Origin of the sequence: Promicromonospora sp. NPDC019610 (genome assembly GCF_044389365.1) — a bacterium.
Taxonomy (GTDB): Bacteria; Actinomycetota; Actinomycetes; order Actinomycetales; family Cellulomonadaceae; genus Promicromonospora.
Window position 1 is genome coordinate 488,908 of record NZ_JBIRXX010000002.1, and the last position, 22,358, is coordinate 511,265.

Annotated in this window: 19 protein-coding genes; 12 read left to right on the plus strand and 7 right to left on the minus strand. The window is 73.0% G+C overall.

The annotated features are described in order from the left end of the window. The first annotated feature begins 34 nt into the window (after positions 1–34). Together ACH45N_RS13735 and ACH45N_RS13740 are read left to right on the plus strand one after the other, a co-directional pair. Positions 35–1,522 carry a glycerophosphodiester phosphodiesterase family protein gene (locus tag ACH45N_RS13735; RefSeq protein ID WP_397394680.1) on the plus strand — a complete coding sequence of 496 codons (1,488 nt, stop codon included), beginning with the start codon at positions 35–37 and terminating at the stop codon, positions 1,520–1,522. 135 nt (positions 1,523–1,657) lie between these two features. Next, positions 1,658–2,605, plus strand: coding sequence for a DUF808 domain-containing protein (locus ACH45N_RS13740; RefSeq protein WP_397394682.1), 948 nt, complete (start codon positions 1,658–1,660; stop codon positions 2,603–2,605). A gap of 64 nt (positions 2,606–2,669) precedes the next feature. Here the strand turns inward: ACH45N_RS13740 and ACH45N_RS13745 are convergent, their stop codons facing one another. From ACH45N_RS13745 to ACH45N_RS13755, 3 genes are all read right to left on the minus strand, one after another. Next, on the minus strand, positions 2,670–3,488 hold the full coding sequence (locus tag ACH45N_RS13745; protein ID WP_397394684.1) for a GNAT family N-acetyltransferase: 819 nt from the start codon (positions 3,486–3,488) through the stop codon (positions 2,670–2,672). Between the two features lie 141 nt (positions 3,489–3,629). Continuing rightward, positions 3,630–4,148: a DoxX family protein gene (locus ACH45N_RS13750; protein ID WP_397394686.1), complete on the minus strand. Its 519-nt coding sequence runs from the start codon at positions 4,146–4,148 to the stop codon at positions 3,630–3,632. 81 nt (positions 4,149–4,229) lie between these two features. Further along, the gene (locus ACH45N_RS13755; protein ID WP_397394688.1) at positions 4,230–4,487 is read right to left on the minus strand and encodes a hypothetical protein; all 258 of its coding nucleotides are present in this window, start codon (positions 4,485–4,487) and stop codon (positions 4,230–4,232) included. Positions 4,488–4,520: 33 nt separating this feature from the next. Between ACH45N_RS13755 and ACH45N_RS13760 the strand changes: the two genes are divergently transcribed. From ACH45N_RS13760 to ACH45N_RS13770, 3 genes are all read left to right on the plus strand, one after another. After that, a complete protein-coding gene (locus ACH45N_RS13760) occupies positions 4,521–5,771 on the plus strand; it encodes a sigma-70 family RNA polymerase sigma factor (RefSeq protein ID WP_397394690.1) in 1,251 nt (416 codons plus the stop codon). A 480-nt stretch (positions 5,772–6,251) separates the two neighbouring features. Next, positions 6,252–7,232 carry an SDR family NAD(P)-dependent oxidoreductase gene (locus ACH45N_RS13765; RefSeq protein ID WP_397394692.1) on the plus strand — a complete coding sequence of 327 codons (981 nt, stop codon included), beginning with the start codon at positions 6,252–6,254 and terminating at the stop codon, positions 7,230–7,232. 79 nt (positions 7,233–7,311) lie between these two features. Continuing rightward, the gene (locus ACH45N_RS13770; protein WP_397394694.1) at positions 7,312–7,848 is read left to right on the plus strand and encodes a MerR family transcriptional regulator; all 537 of its coding nucleotides are present in this window, start codon (positions 7,312–7,314) and stop codon (positions 7,846–7,848) included. A 166-nt stretch (positions 7,849–8,014) separates the two neighbouring features. On the opposite strand, the gene ACH45N_RS13775 is transcribed toward ACH45N_RS13770, so the two are convergent. Further along, positions 8,015–9,061, minus strand: coding sequence for a LacI family DNA-binding transcriptional regulator (locus ACH45N_RS13775; protein ID WP_397394696.1), 1,047 nt, complete (start codon positions 9,059–9,061; stop codon positions 8,015–8,017). A gap of 142 nt (positions 9,062–9,203) precedes the next feature. On the opposite strand from ACH45N_RS13775, the gene ACH45N_RS13780 reads away from it, so the two are divergent. The 4 genes from ACH45N_RS13780 to ACH45N_RS13795 are packed head-to-tail and all read left to right on the plus strand — an operon-like array spanning position 9,204 to position 15,395. After that, positions 9,204–10,523 (plus strand): extracellular solute-binding protein, encoded by a 1,320-nt coding sequence (locus ACH45N_RS13780; RefSeq protein ID WP_397394698.1) that lies wholly within the window; start codon positions 9,204–9,206, stop codon positions 10,521–10,523. 7 nt (positions 10,524–10,530) lie between these two features. After that, positions 10,531–11,454, plus strand: a complete 924-nt coding sequence (locus ACH45N_RS13785; RefSeq protein ID WP_397394700.1) for a carbohydrate ABC transporter permease — start codon at positions 10,531–10,533, stop codon at positions 11,452–11,454. Further along, positions 11,451–12,278, plus strand: a complete 828-nt coding sequence (locus ACH45N_RS13790) for a carbohydrate ABC transporter permease (protein WP_397394702.1) — start codon at positions 11,451–11,453, stop codon at positions 12,276–12,278. Before ACH45N_RS13785 ends, ACH45N_RS13790 begins: the two co-directional genes overlap by 4 nt. A 12-nt stretch (positions 12,279–12,290) precedes the next feature. Then, the gene (locus ACH45N_RS13795; protein WP_397394704.1) at positions 12,291–15,395 is read left to right on the plus strand and encodes a family 78 glycoside hydrolase catalytic domain; all 3,105 of its coding nucleotides are present in this window, start codon (positions 12,291–12,293) and stop codon (positions 15,393–15,395) included. Between the two features lie 672 nt (positions 15,396–16,067). Here the strand turns inward: ACH45N_RS13795 and ACH45N_RS13800 are convergent. The 3 genes from ACH45N_RS13800 to ACH45N_RS13810 all read right to left on the minus strand — a co-directional run bounded on the left by ACH45N_RS13800 (position 16,068) and on the right by ACH45N_RS13810 (position 18,953). Next, complete coding sequence (locus ACH45N_RS13800; RefSeq protein WP_397394706.1) at positions 16,068–16,505, minus strand: VOC family protein; 438 nt, start codon at positions 16,503–16,505, stop codon at positions 16,068–16,070. Between the two features lie 88 nt (positions 16,506–16,593). Next, positions 16,594–17,355: an SDR family NAD(P)-dependent oxidoreductase gene (locus ACH45N_RS13805; RefSeq protein WP_397394708.1), complete on the minus strand. Its 762-nt coding sequence runs from the start codon at positions 17,353–17,355 to the stop codon at positions 16,594–16,596. A gap of 107 nt (positions 17,356–17,462) precedes the next feature. Further along, positions 17,463–18,953, minus strand: coding sequence for an aldehyde dehydrogenase family protein (locus ACH45N_RS13810; protein WP_397394710.1), 1,491 nt, complete (start codon positions 18,951–18,953; stop codon positions 17,463–17,465). A gap of 208 nt (positions 18,954–19,161) precedes the next feature. On the opposite strand from ACH45N_RS13810, the gene ACH45N_RS13815 reads away from it, so the two are divergent. The 3 genes from ACH45N_RS13815 to ACH45N_RS13825 are packed head-to-tail and all read left to right on the plus strand — an operon-like array spanning position 19,162 to position 22,348. Further along, on the plus strand, positions 19,162–20,529 hold the full coding sequence (locus ACH45N_RS13815) for a glycoside hydrolase family 125 protein (protein WP_397394712.1): 1,368 nt from the start codon (positions 19,162–19,164) through the stop codon (positions 20,527–20,529). Beyond that, positions 20,526–21,413 (plus strand): carbohydrate ABC transporter permease, encoded by an 888-nt coding sequence (locus tag ACH45N_RS13820; protein ID WP_397394714.1) that lies wholly within the window; start codon positions 20,526–20,528, stop codon positions 21,411–21,413. The genes ACH45N_RS13815 and ACH45N_RS13820 overlap by 4 nt, the downstream gene beginning before the upstream one ends. Further along, the gene (locus tag ACH45N_RS13825; protein ID WP_397394716.1) at positions 21,410–22,348 is read left to right on the plus strand and encodes a carbohydrate ABC transporter permease; all 939 of its coding nucleotides are present in this window, start codon (positions 21,410–21,412) and stop codon (positions 22,346–22,348) included. The genes ACH45N_RS13820 and ACH45N_RS13825 overlap by 4 nt, the downstream gene beginning before the upstream one ends. Positions 22,349–22,358: the final 10 nt, after the last annotated feature.

The following is a 22,358-nucleotide window of genomic DNA, read 5'->3' on the forward strand; positions in this document are numbered from 1 at the left end:
CCCGGCGGCCGGCACCACCACCAGAGTCGGGCCCATGAACTCACGCATCCGTACCCGCGTCGGGGCCGTGGTCGCCACGGCCGCGCTGGTGCTGTCCGGGGCCACCGCCTCCGTCCTCGGCGGCGCCGCCCAGCACGTCGAGGTCCAGGACACAGGAACCGGTGACGCCGCGGCGTCGGCCGCCCCCGCCGCGTTCGGCGGCCCGGGCCACGGCGGCGGCACCGCCGCCGAGCGTGCCTACCGCGACCTGCTGGACCACGGCCCGCACGCCAAGATCCTCACCGCGGCCCACCGCGCGCAGTGGCGCGCGGCCCCCGAGAACAGCGCCCCGGCGATCCTGGCCGCGTTCGCGGACGGCGCGGAGATCGTCGAGCTGGACGTCCAGCTCACCGCCGACGGCGTCCCCGTGCTCATGCACGACACCACCGTGGACCGCACCACGAACGGGACCGGGCGCGTGGACAGCCTGACGCTGGAGCAGATCGAGGGGCTCCGGCTGCGCGCGGGCCTGGGCGGCGTGCAGGCCGCGCTGACCGACGAGGGCGTGCCGACCCTGGCCGAGGCCATGCTGCTGGCCAAGGACCGCGGTCTGGTCAACCTCGACAAGGGCTGGCCGTTCCGCGAGGAGATCTGGGCGGTGCTCACCGAGACCGGCACGGTCCGCAACGGCCTCTACAAGTCGGACGCGCCCGTCGAGCAGGTCCAGGAGTTCCGGGCCACGCACCGCGGCGCCGTCTACCTGCACATGGTCACCGACGCGAACGCCGCGGACGTCGAGAAGTTCGGCGCCGACCAGCCCGTGGCCTACGAGGTCAACTTCGACAGCACGGCCGACGTCGTCGCGCGCCGTCCGTTCCTGGACAAGGTCGCGAGCGGGAGCCGCGTCTGGAGCAACACGATGTGGAACGGGCTGTCGGAGCGGATGACCGACGAGGCCTCGCTCATCGACCCGCTGCGCGGCTGGCAGGCGCTGGTCGAGGGGTACGACACCACCATCTTCCAGACGGACGACGTCGAGAAGCTGGAGAGCTGGCTCCGTACCGGCGAGGGCGACCCGCTGCCGCGCGGTGGCGTCCGGATCCAGGCGGAGGACTTCCTGCCCGGCGAGGGCGTCGGGTACCACGACCTGGAGCCCGCCAACCGGAGCAACCTGCAGATGCGCCCGGGCGAGGGCGTGGACATCCAGGACCTGGACGGCGCCGTCAGCCTCGGCTGGATGCGCGGCGGCGAGTGGCTCACCTATGAGGTCGAGGTGCCGAGGACCGGTACCTACGAGGTCGCGGTGCGCGCGTCGTCGCCGTACTCGCCCGCCGGTACGTACACCGTGGCGTTCGACGACGGCGCGCCGAGCGCCCGCGTCGACGTGCGGAACACGACCAGCCACGCCAAGCAGGTGCTCCAGCCCGGCGGCGTGACGCAGCGCCTCACCAGGGGCACGCACACGCTGCGCATCGCCCTGCCCGAGGACGCCTACCAGAACTGGAACCTGGACCGCATCGAGCTCACCCCGGCCGGCCGCTGACCACAGCCCCGCGTGTGTCAGGCGTACAGGTCCCCCCGGGGACCTGTACGCCTGACACACGCGGGGGCCTCGATTGCATAGGCTTCGGGACATGACGACACATCGACCGGAGCGGGGTGCGCCGTGGGTGGCCTGATGGGACTGCTGGACGACATCGCCGCGCTGGCCAAGCTCGCGGCGGCGTCCATCGACGACGTCGGGGCGGCGACGGGCCGTGCGACTGCCAAGGCGGCGGGTGTCGTCGTGGACGACACCGCCGTGACCCCGCAGTACCTGCGCAGCGTCGCGGCACAGCGCGAGCTCCCGATCGTGAAGAAGATCGCGATCGGCTCGATCCGCAACAAGCTGATCTTCATCCTCCCGGCCGCGCTGCTGCTCAGCCAGTTCCTGCCGTGGCTGCTGCCGATCGTGCTGATGATCGGCGGTACGTACCTCGCCTACGAGGGCGCCGAGAAGATCTGGCACAAGATCTCCGGCCACAGCAAGGAGACGGTGCTCGCCGCCGAGGTCAGCCCGGAGGCCGAGAAGAAGCTGGTCGCCGGCGCCATCCGCACCGACCTGATCCTGTCGGCCGAGATCATGGTGATCGCCCTCGACGAGGTGGCCGACGAGACCTTCTGGTCCAGGCTCCTCATCCTCGTCGTGGTCGCGTTCGTCATCACGATCATCGTCTACGGCATCGTCGCGGCCATCGTGAAGATGGACGACGTCGGGCTGCGGCTCGCCGAGCGCGAGTCCCGGTTCTCCCAGACGCTGGGCCGCGGCCTGGTCAAGGCGATGCCGCGCGTGCTCGCCGTGATCTCCGTGGTCGGCACCATCGCGATGCTCTGGGTCGGCGGCCACATCCTGCTCGTCAACCTCGGCGCGGACGGCACCGGCTGGATCCCCGGGCCCTACGAGTGGGTGCACCACCTCGAGGTGGTCATCCACGACGGCGCCGGGGCGCTCGGCGGCACCCTCGGCTGGCTGTTCAACACCCTCTGCTCGGCCGTGGTCGGCCTCGTGGTCGGCGCCGTCGTGGTGGCCGTGCTGCACCTGCTGCCGTCCCGGAAGAAGAAGACCGAGGAGGCGGCGGCGCACTGACGCCGCGCGCCGGGCTCACGCGCTGAACCCGGCGCACGCTGTCAGCGCCGGTCCTTCGCGGGCGTCACGCGCTCGCGGGGGTGCGCACGTTCCCGAACTCGTTGCGGCGGCGCAGCACGAACCCGAGGCTCTCGTAGAGCCGGATGGCGTTCGTGTTGCCCGCCGAGGCGTGCAGCATGGCCCGGGCGCCGCGCTCGCGGACGGAGTGCACGACGTCGAGCACCAGCCGCGAGGCCAGGCCCTGCCCGCGGTAGCGCTCGTCGGTGGCGACGGCGCTGATCTCGGTCCAGCCCGCCGGACGCAACCGCTCGCCCGCCATGGCCGCGAGCCGGCCGTCGCGCCGGATGCCGACGTACCGGCCCATCTGGTAGGTACGGGGCAGGAACGGCCCGGGCTTCGCGCGGGACACGAGATCCAGCATCTCGGGCACGTCGGCCTCGCCGAGCACCACGGCCTCCTCGTCGGGGCGGCCGACCACGCGCTCGGTCTCGACGAGCTGCACGCCGCCGAACACGTCGCCGCGCACCCAGCCGGCCGGCAGCGCGACGGACTCGGGCGGGCCGGGGAAGTCGGCGTCGTACCCGACCAGGTCGATGATCGCGGCCCAGACGTCCGGGTCGTCCCAGGTGCGGACGGCGGCCCACGGCGAGACGTCCACGGGGTAGCGGCGGACGAGGTCGCCGCCCTCGGCGAGGTGGGCGTGCTCCCCGACGAGCGACGACCAGCCGGGGTTGTCGAGCGCGGAGAAGTCGAGCGCGGAGAAGTCGGGTGCCGAGTGGTCGGGCGTCGACGGGTCGGACGTCGAGTGGTCGGGGGCGGTGCCGTGGGGGGCCGTGCCCTCGGAGGAGGTGCCGTCGGGGGCGGCGTCGGTCAGGAGGCTCACCTCATCACCAACTTTCGCGCGCCCGCCCGCATTCCGTCGGCGCCCCGCACACGACGTACGCGCAGATCTCCTTCGAGGCCCGGGTTTCTTCGCTTTGCGGCTGCTCAAAGAGAAGAAACCCGGGCCTCAAAGGGGAGGGGCTCAGCGCCTCCCGGCCGGTGCGGGACGATCGGCCTCAGCGGCCCGGGCGGAGCGGGACGGAGCCGGGCCGCGGAAGATCGCGACGAGGTTGATCGTGAGCGCGACCGTGACCAGCCCGATCACGAGGACCAGGAGGTCGGCGTCCAGGTGCGGTCCGGTGGCCAGGAGGCCCCAGCGGCCGACGGCGACGGCCCCGGAGAGCGCCGCCCACAGCGCCGTCTCCAGCGCGGGCAGCCACTCGCCGGCCCGGATGTGGAACCCGCTGGCCATGAGCGTGACGACGGCGAGCCCGGCCGCGGCCAGCGGCGTCGTCCACTCGAAGGCGCCCAGGAGCAGGGGCAGGACGAGCGCGAACGGCGCGGCGAGCTCCACGATGCCGGTCAGGACGACGATCGAGCGGGGCAGGTCGTCGAACCCGGCCCAGCGGTCGATGCCGCGGCCCGCGATCTTGGGCAGCGCCGCGAACAGGAAGAACAGGGCGAGGACGATCTGCGCCGCCCACAGGGTGGTGGTGAGCATGAGGCTCCTTCGGGTCGGTCGGACGGCGGTTCGCCGGCCGGGTGCGGACAGGACGAACGGGCCGCCGGGTGTGTGACGCCGTCACATCGCGGGGTGCCCGATCGTCGTGCGGGCATGAGCGAAGCTGGACGTGACCCCGCGCGAGGTGCCGGCGAGCGGGGCGGTGAGGGCGCCAGGGCCGATGCCGGGACGGATGTCGGGGCTGCCGCAGGGACCGACGCCGGGGCCGGCGCCGGGGCCGGGGCCGGCGCCGAGGGGGCGGGCGGCGCCTGGGCCGACGTCGGGGGTGGTGCCCACAGGGTGCGCGTCGCAGGGACGGATGCCGGGGGCGGTGCTCACGGGGTGCGCGATGCAGGGACGGATGCCCCGGAGGTGCGTGACGTCGGGAGAGCGCGCGACGCCGGGGCCGGCGCGGACGTCGGGGCCGGCGCGGACGTCGGGGGCGGCGCGGACGTCGGGGGTGGTGCGGACGTCGGGGGCGCGCGGCGCGACACCGAGCGCGTCGCCGCGGCGTCGCGTGACGACCGGGCGTACCTGCTGGCCGTCGCGCGACGCATCGTCGCCGACCCCACCGAGGCCGAGGACGTGGTGCAGGACGCGTTCGCGCGGCTCGCGACCCAGGACGTCGCCGGCATCCGTGACCTGCGCGGCTGGCTCGTCGTGGCGGTGCGGCGGCTCGCGCTGGACCGCATCGGGTCGGCGCACCGGCGGCTGTCCGCGCCGCAGGACCCGTCCGCGTGGGACTTCGGTGCCGGCGTGGGGTCGCCGGGCCTGGGCACGGGGGCGCCCGCGGACCCGGCGGACCGGGTCACCCTGGACGACGAGATCCGGCGCGCCCTGTCCGTCGTGCTCGACCGGCTGACGGCGGGGGAGCGCGCCGCGTTCCTGCTGCACGACGTCTTCGGGATCCCCTTCGAGAGCGTCGCGGAGACGGTCGGCCGCACCCCGGCCGCGTGCCGCCAGCTCGCCAGCCGAGCCCGGCGGGCGATCCGGGCGTCGGAGCCGACGGCGTCTGCGTCCGGCGGTCCGGGTGCGACCGGCGGCCGGCCATCGACCGGCTCGACGCACGCGGGGGCTCGGTCCGGCGGCCCGATGCCGGCGGGGTCTGCGTCCGGCGGCCCGGCGTCGGCGGGGAATCCGTCCGGCGGCCCGACGTCGGCCGCGCTCTCGATCCGTCCGTCGTCGGCCGCGGGAGGGCGGACCGCGCCGATGTCGTCCGGGTCGACGTCGGCCTCGAGGTCGTCCGGTCCGGCCCCCCACGGTCCGACGCCGACCGCGCCCGCCGGACAGCGGGCCGACCCCCAGCTGCAGCAGGTGGTCGACACCTTCATCGCGGCTTGCGCCGGGGGCGACCTCGCGGCCCTGGTGCGGATCCTGCACCCCGAGGTCTCGGGCTGGGCGACGCTGCGGGGCGAGCGCGTCGGCTTCGACACCGGCGCCGAGCGGGTGGCCGCCGGGTCCCTGCGGTACCTGGGGCCGGAGTCTGGCTGGACCCTGGCGCCGCTCCTCCTGGACGACGGCATCGCGCTCGTCGCGACGCAGGACGGCGCGCCCGTCGCACTGATCCGGGTGCTCGTCGAGGGCGGCCTGATCACGGCGATCCGCACGGTGCTGCTGCCCTGAGACCGGCGGCCCAGACGGAAGTCGGTGCGCAGCAGTCGGCACTCTGCCCGGCGGATTGGGCAGAATGTCCGGCGGATGGGGCAGTCTGCCCGGCGGGCTGGACCGGGTCCATGTACAGCGGTCGGCGTTCTGCCCGGCGGAGTGGGCAGCCTGGTCAGCGCAGTCGGCAGTTCGCCTAGCGCAGTCGGCAGTTTGCGCGGCAGAGTCGGCAGCCTGCATCGAGGTCGGCACAGCTCTGTGCCGACCTCGATGCGGACTGCCGACCTCGATGCGGACTGCCGACCTCGATGCGGACTGCCGACCTCGATGCGGACTGCCGACCTCATGGGCGGACTGCCGATCTCAGGAGCGGACTGCCGATCTCAGAAGCAGACCGCCGACCAGGGAAGCGGGCTGCGGACCTCAGCACCGGGCTGCGGACCTCAGCACCGGCCGACCGCGCTTGCGTTCGAGCGCGCTCCAATCCTTAGCGTCGCCGCCATGACCTACGACAGCACGACCTCGAACAGCACGGCCCTGAACAGCACGGCCCCGAACAGCACCACCACTGACACCCGCACGACGGCCGACACCCGCCCGACGGCCGACACCCGCCCGACGGCCGACACCAAGACCTGGCTCATCACCGGCGCGAGCTCGGGTCTCGGCCTCGCCCTGGCGGAGGCCGCGCTCCAGGCCGGCGAGCGTGTGGTCGGCACGGCGCGCCGGGCCGACCGGTTCGACGCGCTCCGGGGGCGGCACGGCGAGCGGCTGCTCGCGGTGGAGCACGACGTCCGGGACACGGCGGGCGCGGCGGCCGTGGTGCGCCGGGCCCTGGACGCGTTCGGGCGGATCGACGTGCTGGTCAACAACGCGGGCGCGGGACAGGTCGGGACCGCCGAGGAGATCGGCGACGCCGCACTGCGCGACATGCTCGACCAGCACCTGTTCGGCCCGGCAGCCTACGTGCGGGCGGTCCTGCCGCACCTGCGGGCCCGCGGCACGGGCGCCATCGTGCAGATGAGCAGCCAGGGCGGACGCCTGTCGTTCCCCGCGGTCGGCAGCTACTCGGCCGGGAAGTTCGCGCTCGAGGGCTGGTCCGAGGCGCTCGCCGGCGAGGTTGCCCCCTTCGGCGTCCGGGTGCTGATCGTGGAGCCCAGCCGGTTCCGGACGGCGTTCAACGCGACCGACGTCCTCCAGACCGCGGCCGCCGACCCCGCCTACGACACCGTCGCCGGCGCTGTCCGGGCGAACATGGCCGAGGCCGACGGTAACCAGGAGGGCGATCCGGCCCGCGCCGCCGCCGTCGTCCGCCGCGTGCTGGACGCACCCGACGCGCCGCTGCGCCTGCCGCTCGGCGCCGAGGCGGTGCGCAACCTGCGGCGCGCGTACGCGGTCGCGGCGGACGACGTCGAGAAGTGGGCCAGTGCGTCCGTTTCGGCGGACTTCCCGGGCGTGCCCCCGGCCGTGCGGGCGTTCTGATGACGCGGCCCCAACCTTGTGCGGCCAGGTCGGGCCGGCCCGGACCGGAGCCGGCCCGGCCCGGCCTAGGCTGGTGGGCATGGCAACGGACGACCTGATGTCGCGCGCCCTCGCGGCGCTCGGGGAGGACGGCGCGCCGTCGGCCGACGTGATCCACGCCCTCGCTGACGCTGACGCTGACGCGGTGCCCGGACCCCTGCCGATCGCCGACGCCGCCGCCTACCTCGACGTCTCGCCGCACACGCTGCGGTACTACGAGCGCGCGGGCCTCGTCGAGGTGGGCCGCGACGTCGCCGGCTACCGCCTGTACGACGCCGCGGCCCTGCGCCGGCTCGTCTTCGTCACCCGGATGCGGCTGTCGGGTATGCCGATGCGCGACGTGCAGCACTACATCACCCTGGTCGACGCCGGTCAGGAGACCGAGCCCGAGCGCCTCGACCTCCTGCTGGAGCACCGTGACACCATCCGGCGTCGGATCCGGGAGCTGAACCTCTCGCTGGCGGCCACGGAGTACAAGATCGCGACCTACGGCGGCGCCACGGGCCCGGACGTCACAGGCCCGGACGTCGCCGCCCCCGATGTCACAAGCCCAGACGTCACAGGTCCGGACGACTAGCTCGGTCACGAGTCGCCCGCCGCCACGATCACCTTTGAGGCCCGGCTTTCTTCGCTTTGAACTGTCCCAGAGCGAAGAAACCCGGGCCTCAAAGGGGATCACCGACCGCCCGGAAAGCCCCGCCGCCCGGAAAGCCCCGCCGCCCGGTCAACAGCATCCCCTCAGGTCACGCCTCCCGCGGCGCCGCCGACGACCGGCGCGCCCGGAGCACCGCCTCCGCCTCGTACCGCACCGCCTCCGTCCGCCCCGACAGCCGCTCCAGCAGCAGCCGCACCGCCTCCCGGCCGAGCGTGATGCCGCTCTGGTCCACGCTGGTCAGCGAGACGAGCGGGTGCCGTGCGATCGGCACGTCGTCGTAGCCGACCACCGACACGTCGCGCGCGTCGAGCCCGGCCTCCGCGACGGCACTCAGCACGCCGATGGCCAGGGTGTCGTTGCCCGCGAAGATCGCGGTCGGACGGTCGGGGGAGGCGAGCAGGTCGAGCGTGGCCGTGTGGGCCTCGGAACCGTCGAACATGGTGTGCACCACCTGCGGCGAGAGCCCGGCCGCCGTCATCCGCTCGCGGTAGACCGCGGTCCGCACCACGTGCGGCTCCGCGCCGGCCTGGCCGGCCCACGGCGGTTCGGGCCGCGACGGGTGGATGGTCAGGTGGACGATGCGCCGGTGGCCGAGGTCGAACAGGTGCGACATGACCTGCTCGGCGCCGGAGCGGTCGTCGCCGGTGATGGTGTCGTAGCGGTCGGACCTGTCGTGCCGCCCGATCATCACCAGCGGCGTGCGCTCGGCGACCCGTTCGAGCCACGCGGGGTCGACGCGCGGGGAGATGGCCACGATGCCGTCGACCTGGCGGTCGGCGAGGCTGTTGATCGCCACGTCGCCCTTCTGGTCGCGCCCGAGCGGCGCGATGATCATCTGGTACGGGGTGTCCGCGAGCGCCTCGGTGGCGCCGTCGACGATCATCGTCAGGAAGTCGTTGCCCACCTGCGGGATCTCGAACCCGAGCGTGAAGCTCGCCCCGCGCATGGCGCGCGCCGCGACCCGCGGCCGGTACTCCAGGCGCTCGATCGCGGCCTCGACCTGCGCGCGCATGTGGGGGCTGACGCCGTAGGCGTTGCGGATGACCTTGGAGACCGCGGCCCGCGAGACGCCGGCCTCATGGGCGACGTCCTGGATGGTCGAGGGCCGGGTCCGGCGCGTCGGGTGCGTGCTCATCGTGAGGCCATCCTGCCTGTGTAGATCGGTTGACACCAGAAATGGCGCCCCGCTAGCGTGCTCCCACTGAAAGGATTCATCGGTGCGAGTGTAGATCGCTCTACACCCATCGTCCCATGCGTCTCTACAAGGAGGTAGAGAGATGTCCCGTGCACTTCGAACCCGCAGATTCACCCGCCCCGCCGTCGCCGCCACCGCGCTCACGGCCCTCGCCCTCGCCGGCTGCTCGGCGTCCGGCTCGGACGGCGACGGCACCACCGAGATCACGTTCCTCACGACCAACGACGCGCCCAACCCCGAGACCGCCGACGCCCTGGTCGAGGCGTTCGAGGCGGAGCATCCCGACATCCAGGTCACCGTCGAGATCCGTCCCGGCGGCACCGAGGGCGACAACCTGGTCAAGACCCGGCTGTCGACCGGTGAGATGGCCGACGTGTTCTTCTACAACTCGGGCTCCCTGCTGCAGGCCCTCAACCCGGACTCCACGCTGGTGGACCTGAGCGACCAGGAGTGGGTCGGCTCGCTCACCGAGGAGTTCACCCCCGTCGTCAGCACCGACAACGGGCTGTACGGCGCGCCGCTCGGCGCCTCGTTCGCGGGCGGCGTCGTCTACAACAAGCCGGTCTACGAGGGGCTCGGCCTCACCGTCCCGCAGACCTGGGACGAGTTCATGGCGAACAACGCGACGATCGCCGCGGAGGGTGACGGCGTCGCGCCGGTCATCCAGACCTACGGCGAGACCTGGACGAGCCAGCTCTTCGTGCTGGGCGACTTCGCCAACGTGACCGCCGTCGACCCCGAGTGGGCCGACCAGTACACGGCGCACCAGCGGTCCTACGCCGAGGAGCCCGCCCTTCTCGGCTTCCAGCACCAGCAGGAGGTGGCCGAGGCGGGGTACTTCAACGAGGACTTCCCGTCCGCCACGTTCCCCGACGGCGCCCGCATGGTCGCCGAGGGCGAGGGCGCCCACTACCCGATGCTGTCGAACGTGATCCAGACGATCCTGCAGAACACGCCGGACGCCGTGGACGACATCGGCTTCTTCGCGCTCCCCGCGCAGGACGCCGAGAACACGCAGGCCACGATCTGGCAGCCCAACGCGCTGTACGTCCCCCGCTCCACGGAGGGCGCCGAGCTCGAGGCGGCCAAGGAGTTCGTGGCCTTCGCGAACAGCGAGGCCGGGTGCGACATCCAGAACGAGCTGCTGCCGCCCGCCGGCCCGTACGCGGGCACGTGCGAGGTGCTGGACTCCGCCCCGCCGATGCTGGACGACATCCAGGCCTACTTCGACGAGGGCCGCGCCGCCAACGCGCTGGAGTTCCTGTCGCCGGTCAAGGGCCCGAACCTGGAGAAGGTGACGGTCGAGGTGGGTTCCGGCATCAAGTCCGCCGAGGAGGCGGCCGAGTTCTACGACCAGGACGTCGAGAACCAGGCCCGCCAGCTCGGCCTCGAGGGCTGGTAGGTCGCCTGTGGCGGCGACCCTGACCGAGGTGCGGCCCGCCCGGCGCCGTCGGACGGCGGGCTCCACCTCGGCCACCCAGCGCAGCATCTACCCGTCGTGGTTCTACCTGCCGGCCGGCGTGCTCTACCTGGTCTTCTTCGCGGTACCCACGTTCGCGTCGTTCTGGTTCAGCCTCACCCGCTGGACCCTGTTCGACACCGAGTTCATCGGCCTGGACAACTTCGTCCAGTTCTTCGCGGAGCCGCAGCTCTCGCGCGGGTTCGTGAACACGCTGGTCTACGGCTTCGTCACCTCGGGCGCCAAGGTGGTGCTCGGGCTGGCGCTCGCCGTGCTGCTCACCTCGCAGCTCGTGGGCCGCGGCTACCTGCGGTCCGTCGTGTTCTTTCCCGTGCTGGTCTCCACGATCGGCGTGGGCATCACCTTCAAGGCCCTGCTCGACCCGTTCGACGGCGTGGTCAACACGATGCTCGCCACGTTCGGCATCGAGGGCCCGGGGTGGTTCACCGACCCGAACCAGGCGCTGCTGACCATCGCGGCGGTCGACGTCTGGAAGGGCCTCGGCATCGCGACGCTCATCTACATCGCGGGCATCGTCGCGATCCCGCAGGAGTACTACGAGGCCGCGCGGGTCGACGGCGCGGGCCGGTGGCAGCAGTTCCGCTCCATCACGCTGCCGCTCGTCCAGCCCGCGACGGCCACCGTGATCATCCTCTCGCTGATCGGCGGCCTGCGGTCGTTCGACCTCATCTGGGCGACCACGGGCGGCGGTCCCGGGTTCACCAGCGACGTCATCGGGTCCGTCATCTACAAGCAGTACCAGGCCGGGTTCTACGGGCTGTCCACCGCGGGCAACGTGATCCTGTTCCTCGTGGTCACGGCGATCATGGTGCCGGTCTCCCTGCTGCTGGGCCGCAAGGAGGTCGACCGATGAGACGTCTCGGCTCGTGGGCCACGGGCGTCGTGGCCATCGCCCTCTCGGTGGTGGTCTTCCTGGTGCCGTTCGCCTTCATCTTCCTGACGGCGTCGAAGGACGCGTCGTCCGCCTCCCGCCTGGAGTTCTCCTGGCCGGAGCAGTGGGCGTTCTTCGACAACCTGACCGAGGTGCTCACCACCCGCGACGGCATCGTGGTGCGGGCCTTCCTCAACTCCACGGTGCTGACCGTGGTGAGCGTCGCCGTCATGGTGGTGCTCGCGGCGATGGTCGGATACCTGCTGCAACGGCGGAGGTCCCGGCTCAACCCGGTCGTGAACTTCTTCGTGCTGGCGGGGCTCATCGTGCCGCCCGCCGTCGTGCCGACCATCTGGGTGCTGCAGCAGACCGGGCTGTTCAAGACCATGCCCGGCCTGATCCTCATCGAGGCGACGTTCGGCCTCTCGTTCTGCATCCTGCTGTTCCGCGCGTTCGTGGCGACCATCCCGCGCGAGCTCGACGAGGCGGCGGTCATCGACGGCGCCGGGCCGCTGCGCCTGTTCTTCGCCGTCATCCTGCCGCTGCTGCGGCCCGTGATCATCACGATCGTCGTGGTGCAGGCGGTCAACGTGTTCAACGACTTCACCAACCCCCTGTACTTCCTGCCGGGGGACGAGAACGCGACCGTGCAGCTCACGCTCTACAACTTCCAGAGCCAGATGGTCAGCCAGTTCAACCTGCTGTTCATGGACATCCTGCTGATCACGGTGCCGCCGCTGGTCATGTACATCTTCTTCAACCGCCAGATCGTGGCCGGCATGACGTCCGGCGCGGTCAAGGGCTGAAAGGGGCCACCGATGAACGACGACACCCCCACCACCGGTACCCACGTCCGTGAGGTGCGCGTGGAGCGGCGCACCGACGGCGCCTTCGCCGACACCCCCACCCCGCGCCTGAGCTGGACCGTCGAGTCCGGCGTGCCCGGCTGGTGGCAGGCCGGCGCGGAGGTGCGGCTCGACGGCGGGCCGGCGCTCCGCCTGGACACCGACGAGTCGCGGTTCGTGCCCTGGCCGTTCGAGCCGCTGACGCCGCACGCCCGGCACACGCTGCAGGTTCGGGTCACCGGCACGGACGGCGGCACGTCGCCCTGGAGCGAGCCCGTCACCGTGCGCAGCGTCTTCCTGGCCGACGGCGAGTGGTCGGCCGCCTTCGTGGGCCTCGCCGACCCGCCCGACGACGCCGCACCCGGCCTGCTGCGCGCCGAGGTCGACCTGCCCGGCGACGTCGTGCGCGCCACCCTCTACGCGTCCGCCCACGGCGTCTACCAGGTCGAGATCAACGGCCAGGAGGTGGACGACGCCGTGCTCAAGCCCGGCTGGACCGCCTACCAGCACCGGCTCGTGCACGAGGCCACCGACGTCACCGCGCTGCTGCGGGTCGGAGCCAACGCCGTCGGCATCCGGCTGGCCGGCGGGTGGTGGACCGAGAAGTACGGCTTCCACGGCGCCGCCCGGACGTTCTACGGCGACCAGCCCGCCGCGGCGGCGCAGCTCCACGTCGAGCTCGCCGACGGGACCACCCGCGTGCTCGTCACCGGGCCGGACTGGCGCGGGGCGGCGACCGGCGCGGTCGTGACCAGCGGTATCTACGCGGGCGAGCGGGTCGACGCCGGCCGCGCCGTCCCCGGCTGGAGCCTGCCCGGGTTCGACGACGCGGCGTGGGCGCCGGCGCGCGTGGACGCCGCCGACGTCGTCCCTGAGCCCGCGATCGCCGAACCCGTGCGCCGCGTCGACGAGGTGGCGGTCCGCGAGGTGATCACCACGCCGTCGGGGCGCACGGTGCTCGACTTCGGGCAGAACCTCGTGGGCCGCCTCCGGGTGCGGGTGACGGGGGAGCGCGGGCAGGTGATCACGCTGCGGCACGCCGAGGTGCTGGAGCACGGCGAGCTCGGCGTGCGGCCCCTGCGGCACGCGGCGGCCACGGACCACCTGGTGCTCTCGGGGTCCGCCGACGTGCTGGAGCCCGAGTTCACCTTCCACGGGTTCCGGTACGCCGAGGTGGACGGCTGGCCCGGGGAGCTCGACCTGCAGACGGCCTGCGCGGCCGTGACAGCAGTCGTCATCAGCAGCGACATGCGCCGCACCGGCTGGTTCGAGAGCTCCGACGAACGCGTTAACACGCTCCACGAGAACGTCGTGCGGGGCATGCGCGGCAACTTCGTCTCCCTGCCCACCGACTGCCCCCAGCGCGACGAACGCCTCGGCTGGACCGGCGACATCCAGGTCTTCGGCCCCACCGCGAGCTACCTCTTCGACAGCGACGCGTTCCTGGCGTCCTGGCTGCGCGACGTCGCCGCCGAGCAGGCCGAGCGCGGCGGCGTCTGCCCGGTGGTGGTGCCCTTCGTCCTGCCGTTCGGGGCCAAGCCCGCCGCGGCGTGGGGCGACGCCGCGACCGTGGTGCCGACCACGCTGCTCGACCGGTTCGCCGACCGGCGGGCGCTCGCGGAGCAGTACCCGTCCATGCGGGCCTGGGCGGACGTGCTGCTGGACCTGTCCGGCGAACGACTGCTCTGGGAGGGCATGTTCCAGTTCGGCGACTGGCTCGACCCGGACGCGCCGCCGGACGACCCGGCGGGCGCCAAGACCGACCCCGACATCGTGGCCGGCGCCTACCTGGTGCGCTCGTTGCAGCTCGTCACCCAGGCGGCGCGGGTGCTCGGCGACGCGGCGGGTGTCGAGCGGTACGGCGACCTCGCCGAGCGGGCGCGGCGGGCCTGGGCGGCGGAGTACACGACGCCGGCCGGCCGGATCGTCTCGGACGCCCAGACCGCCTACGCTCTGGCCGTCGTCTTCGACCTCGTGGACGGCGCGACGCGCGCGGCGATGGGCGACCGGCTGGCCTGGCTGGTGCGCCGCGCCGGCTACCGCATCGGCACCGGCTTCGTGGGCACGCCGATCGTGCAGGACGCGCTCACGGTCACCGGGCACGCCGACGTCGCCGGCCGGCTGCTGCTCCAGACCGGCGTGCCGTCGTGGCTGTACGCCGTGACCATGGGCGCCACGACGATCTGGGAGCGGTGGGACAGCATGCTGCCGGACGGGAGCATCAACCCCGGGGAGATGACGTCGTTCAACCACTACGCCTTCGGGGCCGTGGCGGACTGGCTGCACCGCACCGTGGCCGGGCTCGCCCCGGCCGCGCCCGGCTACCGGAAGCTGCGGGTCGCGCCCGTGCCGATCGCGGGCCTGGACCACGCGGTGACGCGGTTCTCGACGCCGTACGGGCTCGCGGAGGCCGGCTGGGCGGAGCGCGACGGGCAGATCGTGGTGCACGCCGTGGTGCCGCCGAACACGTCGGCGGTGGTGGTGCTGCCGGGCGGTTCCGGGGCGGGTGTGGGGGCCGGTGTTGACGGCGGGGCCGGGGCGGGTGTTGACGGTGGGGCCGGGGCCGGGGCCGGGGCCGGGGCCGGGGCCGGGGCCGGGGCCGGGGCCGGAGCCGGCGCTGCCGCCGGGGTCGGTGTCGACGGCGGAGCTGGGGCCGGAGCCGGGGCGGGTGTTGACGGCGGAGCTGCAGCTGGGGCGGGTGTCGACGGCGGAGCTGGGGCCGGGGGCGGCGTCGGGGCCGGTGCGGGCGCCGGGGTCGGTGCGCGCGAGCTCGAGGTCGGCGCCGGGCGGCACGAGTGGACCGTGCCCGACCCGCGCGACCGGTCCGTCCCGCCGCCGGTCACGCTGGCCTCCACGCTCGGTGCCGTCGCCGACGACCCGGAGGCGTTCGCGACCGTCCTGGCCGCCGTCGAGGCCGCGGACACCGGGCAGACCGGCGCCCTCCGCTCGCTCAAGGAGTGGACCGACCAGCGCACCCTGGAGGAGGAGCTGGTCCGACTGCCGTCCGGTGCCCCGGACCAGGTGCGGACGGCGCTCGACGAGCTCAACGCCCGCCGCGGGGCGGTGGTGGCGGGATAGCGAGGTACTGGGTTCGATCGGCAGTCCGCGCCCCGCGGCTGCGGCGCTCGCCCGGCGCCGTCGGCAGTTTGCCGCACAAACTCGGCAGTTTGCTTGGAGGTCGGCACACCACTGTGCCGACCTCCAAGCAAACTGCCGACGTCGCCGGAACTGCCGACCTGGATGGAGCTGCTGGTATCTGCGGAACTGGCGACCTGGGTGGAGCTGCTGATATCGGCGAAACTGCTGATGGCGCCAGAGCTGTCGATCTCGATGCACGTTGCCAGCACCGACACCGACACCGACACCGGCACCGGCACCGGTGACATGCCGACTCCGCGGTGCGGAGGTCCCGGGGTAAGGCTCCTGGTCGGCAGTTCGTCTGCCCCCGCCAGATCAGCTGTGTCCTCGGCGGCATCGGCAGTTTGCGCCGCAGGGTCGGCAGTTTGCCGCACAAACTCGGCAGTTTGCTTGGAGGTCGGCACACCCCTGTGCCGACCTGGAAGCAGAGTGCCGATGTCGGCGGAACTGCCGACTTGGGTGGACCGCCGACCTGGAAGCAGAGTGCCGACGTCGGCGGAACTGCCGCCTCGGCGGCGCCGCCGGTGTCAGCGAACTGCCGACCTCACCTGCGCATCCCATCTGGACGAATTGCCGACACCGCGCGCGCGGCACAGCGGCCGCGGAGCGGGGTCAGTCCAGGCAGAACTCGTTGCCCTCGATGTCCTGCATGTTCTGGCACGACTCGTTCTCGCCGTCGGCCAGCAGCAGCGTCCCCCGGGTCGCGCCGATCGCCTCCAGGCGGACGGCCTCGGACTCCAGGACGGCCAGGCGCTCGTCCCCGACGAGCCCCCTGCCGACCTTGATGTCGAGGTGCACCCGGTTCTTGACGACCTTGCCCTCCGGCACGCGCTGGAAGTACAGCCGCGGGCCGACGTCGTTCGGGTCGCTCGCGGCGAACCAGGAGTCCCGCTTCTCGGCGGGCAGCGAGAGGTTGTACTCCTCCCACGTGTCGAACCCGTCTTCCTTCGGGTCCGGGGGAAGGTATCCCAGGGCCTCGCACCAGAACCGGCCCACGCGCTCGGGACTGGCACAGTCGAAGGTGATCTGGACAGGCTTCACGGTCGTCATGGGCACACCCTAGGACGGCGGCGGCCCGCCGTTCACGCTGATTCCCTCACGCCGGTTCTCTCACACCGATTCCCTCACACCGAGTCCCTCACACCGATTCCTTGGTGACACTCCAGCCGCCGTCCACGTTGAGCTCCACCCCCGTGACGAACGATGCCCGGTCGGAGCACAGCCAGGCGATCGCGTCGGCCACCTCGGACGCCTCGCCCAGGCGGCCCAGCGCCGTCGCCGCCGCGGCGCTCGCGCGCTCCGCCTCGCCGACGCCGTCCCAGTGCGGCGTGAGCACCGGCCCGGGCAGCACGCTGTTCACACGGACGGCGGGCCCGTACTCGGCGGCGAGCTGCCGGGCGAGCCCTGTCATCCCGGCCTTGGCCGAGGCGTAGGCGGCCCGGCCCGGCAGCCCGAAGTGCGCGTGCACCGAGGACACCATGACCACCGCGCCCCGGCCCGACGCCGACAGGTCGGGCAGCAGCGCGCGCGTGGCGAGGTAGGCACCCGTGAGGGTGACCCGGATCTGGCGCTCCCAGCTCTCCGGCGGCGTGTCTGCAAGCGACGCCACCCGCCCGGCGTACGCGTTGTTCACCAGGATCTGCGGGCGGCCGAGCTCCGCCCGGCAGGCGGTGACGGCGTCGGCCCAGGCGGCCTCGTCGGCCACGTCCATGACGGACGCCGCCGCCCGGTACCCCGCGGCGCGCAGCTCGTCCCGCAGGTCGAGCACGGTGGGGGAGACGTCCACGAGGAAGACGCCGGCGCCGTCCTCGGCCAGCCGCCGGGCGGTCGCCTCGCCGATGCCCCGGGCCGCGCCGGTGACGACGGCGGTGCGACCGTCCAGGGGGAGCTCACGCGTCATGAGAGGGTGCCTTTCGTCGAGCGCTCGCCCCGCGACCGGGGCGTCCCGCCGCAGGCTACCCGGGAGCGCGGTCGGCCGGGCGCGCCGTCAGGACCGGACCCCCCCCGTCAGATCGGGTACGGCCGCGACCCCGCCTGCACCGTGATCCAGCGCAGCTCGGTGAACTCCTCGATCGCGGCCCGCGAGCCGAACCGTCCCCACCCGCTGGCGCCCACGCCGCCGAACGGCATCTGCGGCTCGTCGTGCACCGTGGCGCCGTTGACGTGGCAGATCCCGGACCGGATGCGGCGCGCGACGTCGAGCGCTGCGGACACGTCGCGGCTGAACACCGCGGCCGACAGGCCGTACTCGGTGTCGTTCGCGATGCGGACGGCGTCGTCGGCGCCGTCGGCCTCGATCACGGCGACGACCGGGCCGAACGACTCCTCGCCGTAGAGCCGCATGCCGGGCCGCACGCCGCGCACCACCGTGGGGCGCAGGTACAGCCCGTCGGCCGTGCCGCCGGCGATCACCTCGGCGCCCTGCTGCTGGGCGTCGGCGATGAGGTCGAGCACGTGGTCCCGGGCTGCGGCGTGCACCATCGGCCCCACCTGCGCCTCCGGGTCGTCCGGGGCGCCGACCGCCAGGGCCGCGGCCCTGGCGGCGAGCCGCGCGGCGAGGTCGTCCGCGACGGTGCGGTCGACGATCACGCGCTCGGTCGACATGCAGATCTCGCCCTGGTTCATGAACGCGCCGAAGCTCGCGGCGGCCGCCGCCTCGGCGAGGTCGGCATCGGCGAGCACGACGAGCGGCGCCTTGCCGCCGAGCTCCAGCAGCACCCGGGTCAGGTACCGGCCGCCGAGCTCGCCGATCACCCGGCCCACCCGCGTCGAGCCGGTGAAGTTGACGCGCCGCACGGCGCGGTGCGCCACCAGGGCTTCGACGATCGCGGGCGCGTCCTTCGGGTCGTTGCTGATCAGGTTGACGACGCCGGCGGGCGCCCCGGCGTCGTGCAGCACGTCCACGATCGCGGCCTGGGTGCGCGGCGTCTGCTCGGAGGCCTTGAGCACCACGGTGTTGCCCAGCACGAGCGGCATCGCGACGGACCGCACGCCCAGGATCAGCGGGGCGTTCCACGGGGCGATGCCCACGACGACGCCCGCGGGCTGCCGCACGCCGTACGCGGTCAGGCCCGGGACGTCGGACGGGATGATCTCGCCGACGGCGGAGTAGGCCTGCGCCGCTGCCTCGGCCAGCATGCCGGTGGCGACGTGCACGTTGAACGCGCACCAGGGCCGCGTGGCGCCCACCTCCTGGCCCATCACGGCGGCGATCTCGTCCGCTCGCTCGGCCAGCAGCCCTGCGGCGCGCTGCAGCACCTCGCGCCGCGCGGCCGGCGGCAGGCCCGACCAGCCCTCCAGGGCCGCCGCGGCGGCGTCGGCGGCGCGGTTCGCGTCCGCGACGGAGGCGGCGGCGATCCGGGCGATCGGCTCGCCCGTCAGGGCGCGGACGAAGTCGGTGTACCGGCCGCCCTCCGCGGGCACGTGCTGCCCGCCGACGAACAGGTCGGCGGTGGGCAGGTCGGCGGTGGGGCCGGAGGACGTGTCGCGTTCTGGCATGGCTGCTCCTCGTCGAGACGGCCGCCCTCCTCGTCGAGGGCGGGCACTGACGAGTATTCCGCGACCGCCCCGTCGGCGTCTTCTGCTATTACCCCTAATGCAAACGTTGACATAGGAGTTATTCGCTCCTACTGTTCACGACAGGCCGGGCCAGCGTGGGTCCGGCGGGCACCAGAAGAACGACAGCAGACCGAACGATGGGGTTCGAATGAGCTACGTGACAGGCAGCGCGGCGCCGGAGACCGGTACGGCCGCGCTCTACGACCCGGACGTCCTCGCAGACCTGGTCGCGAAGGTGGGCGAGCGGCTGGGTGGCGAGATCGCGGACGCCGTCGGCCGCTGCATGGCGGACACCCTCACCCGGACGATCACCCTCCACCCGGACGGCACCGCCTTCGTGATCACCGGCGACATCCCGGCGATGTGGTTGCGGGACTCGACGACGCAGCTCGCGCCGTTCCTGCACCTGGCCGACCGGGACGAGCGCCTCGCGGACACGATCGCCGCCGTCTCGCGGCGGCAGCAGGCCTCGATCCTGCGCGACCCGTACGCCAACGCGTTCAACGACGGGCCCACCGGCGGCGGCCACCGCGACCGCACGGGGCACCCGGAGACCGGGCAGTCGCCCTGGGTCTGGGAGCGCAAGTACGAGATCGACTCCCTGGCCTACCCGCTCCAGCTCGCCCACGACCTGTGGCGCGCGACCGGCCGCACCGACCACCTGGTCGACCTCGGCCGGGTCGGGCGCACGGTCGTCGACCTGTGGCGCACCGAGCAGCGGCACGCGGAGGCGTCGTCGTACACCTTCGAGCGCGCCGACTGCCCGCCCACCGACACGCTCGTGCGCGGCGGCCGCGGGCCAGAGGTCGCCTTCACGGGCATGACCTGGGCGGGATTCCGCCCCAGCGACGACGCGTGCACCTACGGCTACAACGTGCCGGGCAACGCGCTCGCTGCGACGGCGCTCGGGCAGCTCGCGGAGCTCGCCGCCGAGGTGCTGCACGACGCCGACCTCGCCGCCTCGGCCACCGAGCTGCGCGGCGAGATCGAGCGCGGCATCCGCGAGCACGGCGTGGTGCCCGGGCCGGACGGCGTGCCGGTGTACGCGTACGAGGTGGACGGCCGGGGCGGCGTGCTCCTGGCCGACGACGCCAACACGCCCAGCCTGCTCGCGCTGCCGCTGACCGGCTGGTGCCGCGCGGACGACCCGCTCTACACGGCCACGCGCGACCTGGTGCTCAGCCCGGCCAACCCGTACTACTTCAGGGGCTCGGCGGCCTCCGGCATCGGCAGCCCGCACACGCCCGAGGGGCACGTCTGGCCCATCGCGCTGGCGATCCAGGGGCTGACCAGCACGGACCCGGCGGAGCGTCGCGCCCTGCTGGACCTGATCCTGGCCACCGACGACGGGACGGGCGCGGTGCACGAGTCGTTCCACGTGGACGACCCCGGCACCTGGACCCGCGAGTGGTTCTCCTGGGCGAACTCCATGTTCTGCGAGCTGGCCCTGGAGACGGCGGGCCTGCGCACCCACCGCCGTCCGGCACCATCCCCGGCCCCGGAACCAGCACCGTGAGCGCCGCCGTGAGCGCCACCCGGCGCCAGCAGACCATCTCCGCCTGGATCTTCCTGGCCGTCCCGGTGGTGCTGTTCGTGATCTTCCTGCTGCTGCCGGTGGTCATGGCGATCGGGCTGAGCCTGACCGACTACGCCGTCATCGGCGACTTCGAGTGGGTGGGCCTGGACAACTACGCGCGCATCGCGGGCGACCCGATCTTCTGGGTCGCCGTGCGCAACACCGCGCTCTACACGGCGCTGTACGTGCCGGCGGGGCTGCTGGTCGCGCTCGGCACCGCGCTGCTGCTCAACCGCAGCACGCGCACCGCCCGCGTGTTCCGCACCCTGTTCTACATCCCGGTGGTGTCCTCGACCGTGGCGACGGCGGCCATCTGGTTCTGGCTGCTCAACCCGCAGTACGGCCTGCTCAACGCGGTGCTCGGCTGGTTCGGCATCGACGGGCCGGCGTGGCTGTACGAGTCCCGCTGGGCCATGATCGCCATCGTCATGATGAGCGTCTGGGCCGGTTTCGGCGCCAACATGATCATCTACCTGGGCGCTTTGCAGGGCGTGCCCGGCGAGCTCGTGGACGCCGCCCGGGTCGACGGCGCCGGGTCGTTCCGGGTGTTCTGGCACGTGACGCGCCCCTCCATCTCGCGCGCCACGTTCCTCATCCTCACGCTGCTGCTGATCGCCGCGTTCCAGGTGTTCGACCAGGCGTACGTGCTGACCAAGGGCGGCCCGGGCAACTCGACCCTGACCCTCGTCTACTACATCTACGACCGGGGCTTCGGGCGGCTGGAGATGGGCTACGCCTCGGCGCTGTCCTTCGTGCTGTTCCTGGTGATCCTCGTGTTCTCGGTCGCCAACGCCCGCGCCACCGGGCGGGAGAACGACCGATGAGCGCGCTGGCGACGGCGCCCGCGAGCGCCCCGGCACCCGCCCCGCAGCAGCTCACCACGTCCCGGCCGCTGACCGCCCGCACGCTGACCGGCAAGGTCGTCTGGACCCTGGCCGTCGTCCTGATCTCCGTCACCACGGTGATGCCGCTCATCTGGACCCTGTCGACGTCGCTCAAGCCGGAGGGCGAGATCCTCTCGTCCTACCTCCAGCTCGTGCCGGACAACCCGACCCTGGCCAACTACGTGGCGCTGTTCACCGACGGACCGTTCGGCCGGTACCTGGCCAACTCCGCGATCATCGCGCTCGGCGGCGTGGTCACCAACCTGTTCTTCGGGGGCCTGGCCGGGTACGCCCTGGCCAAGCTGCACTTCCGCGGCCGCGGCGTCGTCTTCGCGCTGTTCCTCGGCTCCATGATGGTGCCCGGCATCATCACGATGGTCCCCACGTTCCTGGTGCTGCGGCACTTCCCGCTGGCGGGCGGCAACGACCTGTTCGGCGAGGGCGGGGCGGGCCTGATCAACAGCTACGGCGCGGTGCTCGTCCCGTTCGCCGCCGGGCCGTTCGCCGTCTTCTTCATGCGGCAGTTCTTCCAGGCGCTGCCCGACGAGCTCGGCGACGCCGCGCGCATCGACGGCGCGAGCGAGTTCCGGATCTTCTGGAACATCTACCTGCCGCTGGCCCGCGCGGGCCTGGCGGTGCTGGGCGTGCTCACCTTCCAGGCCGGCTGGAACAGCTTTCTCTGGCCCCTGATCGCCCTGAACGACCCGGAGATGCTCACCGTCCAGGTGGGTCTGGCCGGTTATGTCAACGAGTACCAGACGCAGTACGGGCCCCTGCTGGCCGGCACGATCCTGGCGAGCCTGCCGGTCCTGCTGGTCTTCGTGGTCGCCCAGCGCTACATCATCGAGAACTTCGCCCACTCGGGGACGAAGTGACCAGCACCCT

Coding starts and splice junctions, on each gene's coding strand:
- ACH45N_RS13775 (WP_397394696.1), bottom strand. CDS start 9,061: ATGAGCACGCACCCGACGCGCCGGACCCGGCCCTCGACCATCCAGGAC.
- ACH45N_RS13805 (WP_397394708.1), bottom strand. CDS start 17,355: ATGACGCGTGAGCTCCCCCTGGACGGTCGCACCGCCGTCGTCACCGGC.
- ACH45N_RS13750 (WP_397394686.1), bottom strand. CDS start 4,148: ATGCTCACCACCACCCTGTGGGCGGCGCAGATCGTCCTCGCCCTGTTC.
- ACH45N_RS13815 (WP_397394712.1), top strand. CDS start 19,162: ATGAGCTACGTGACAGGCAGCGCGGCGCCGGAGACCGGTACGGCCGCG.
- ACH45N_RS13825 (WP_397394716.1), top strand. CDS start 21,410: ATGAGCGCGCTGGCGACGGCGCCCGCGAGCGCCCCGGCACCCGCCCCG.
- ACH45N_RS13780 (WP_397394698.1), top strand. CDS start 9,204: ATGTCCCGTGCACTTCGAACCCGCAGATTCACCCGCCCCGCCGTCGCC.
- ACH45N_RS13790 (WP_397394702.1), top strand. CDS start 11,451: ATGAGACGTCTCGGCTCGTGGGCCACGGGCGTCGTGGCCATCGCCCTC.
- ACH45N_RS13795 (WP_397394704.1), top strand. CDS start 12,291: ATGAACGACGACACCCCCACCACCGGTACCCACGTCCGTGAGGTGCGC.
- ACH45N_RS13765 (WP_397394692.1), top strand. CDS start 6,252: ATGACCTACGACAGCACGACCTCGAACAGCACGGCCCTGAACAGCACG.
- ACH45N_RS13810 (WP_397394710.1), bottom strand. CDS start 18,953: ATGCCAGAACGCGACACGTCCTCCGGCCCCACCGCCGACCTGCCCACC.
- ACH45N_RS13800 (WP_397394706.1), bottom strand. CDS start 16,505: ATGACGACCGTGAAGCCTGTCCAGATCACCTTCGACTGTGCCAGTCCC.
- ACH45N_RS13740 (WP_397394682.1), top strand. CDS start 1,658: ATGGGACTGCTGGACGACATCGCCGCGCTGGCCAAGCTCGCGGCGGCG.
- ACH45N_RS13770 (WP_397394694.1), top strand. CDS start 7,312: ATGGCAACGGACGACCTGATGTCGCGCGCCCTCGCGGCGCTCGGGGAG.
- ACH45N_RS13735 (WP_397394680.1), top strand. CDS start 35: ATGAACTCACGCATCCGTACCCGCGTCGGGGCCGTGGTCGCCACGGCC.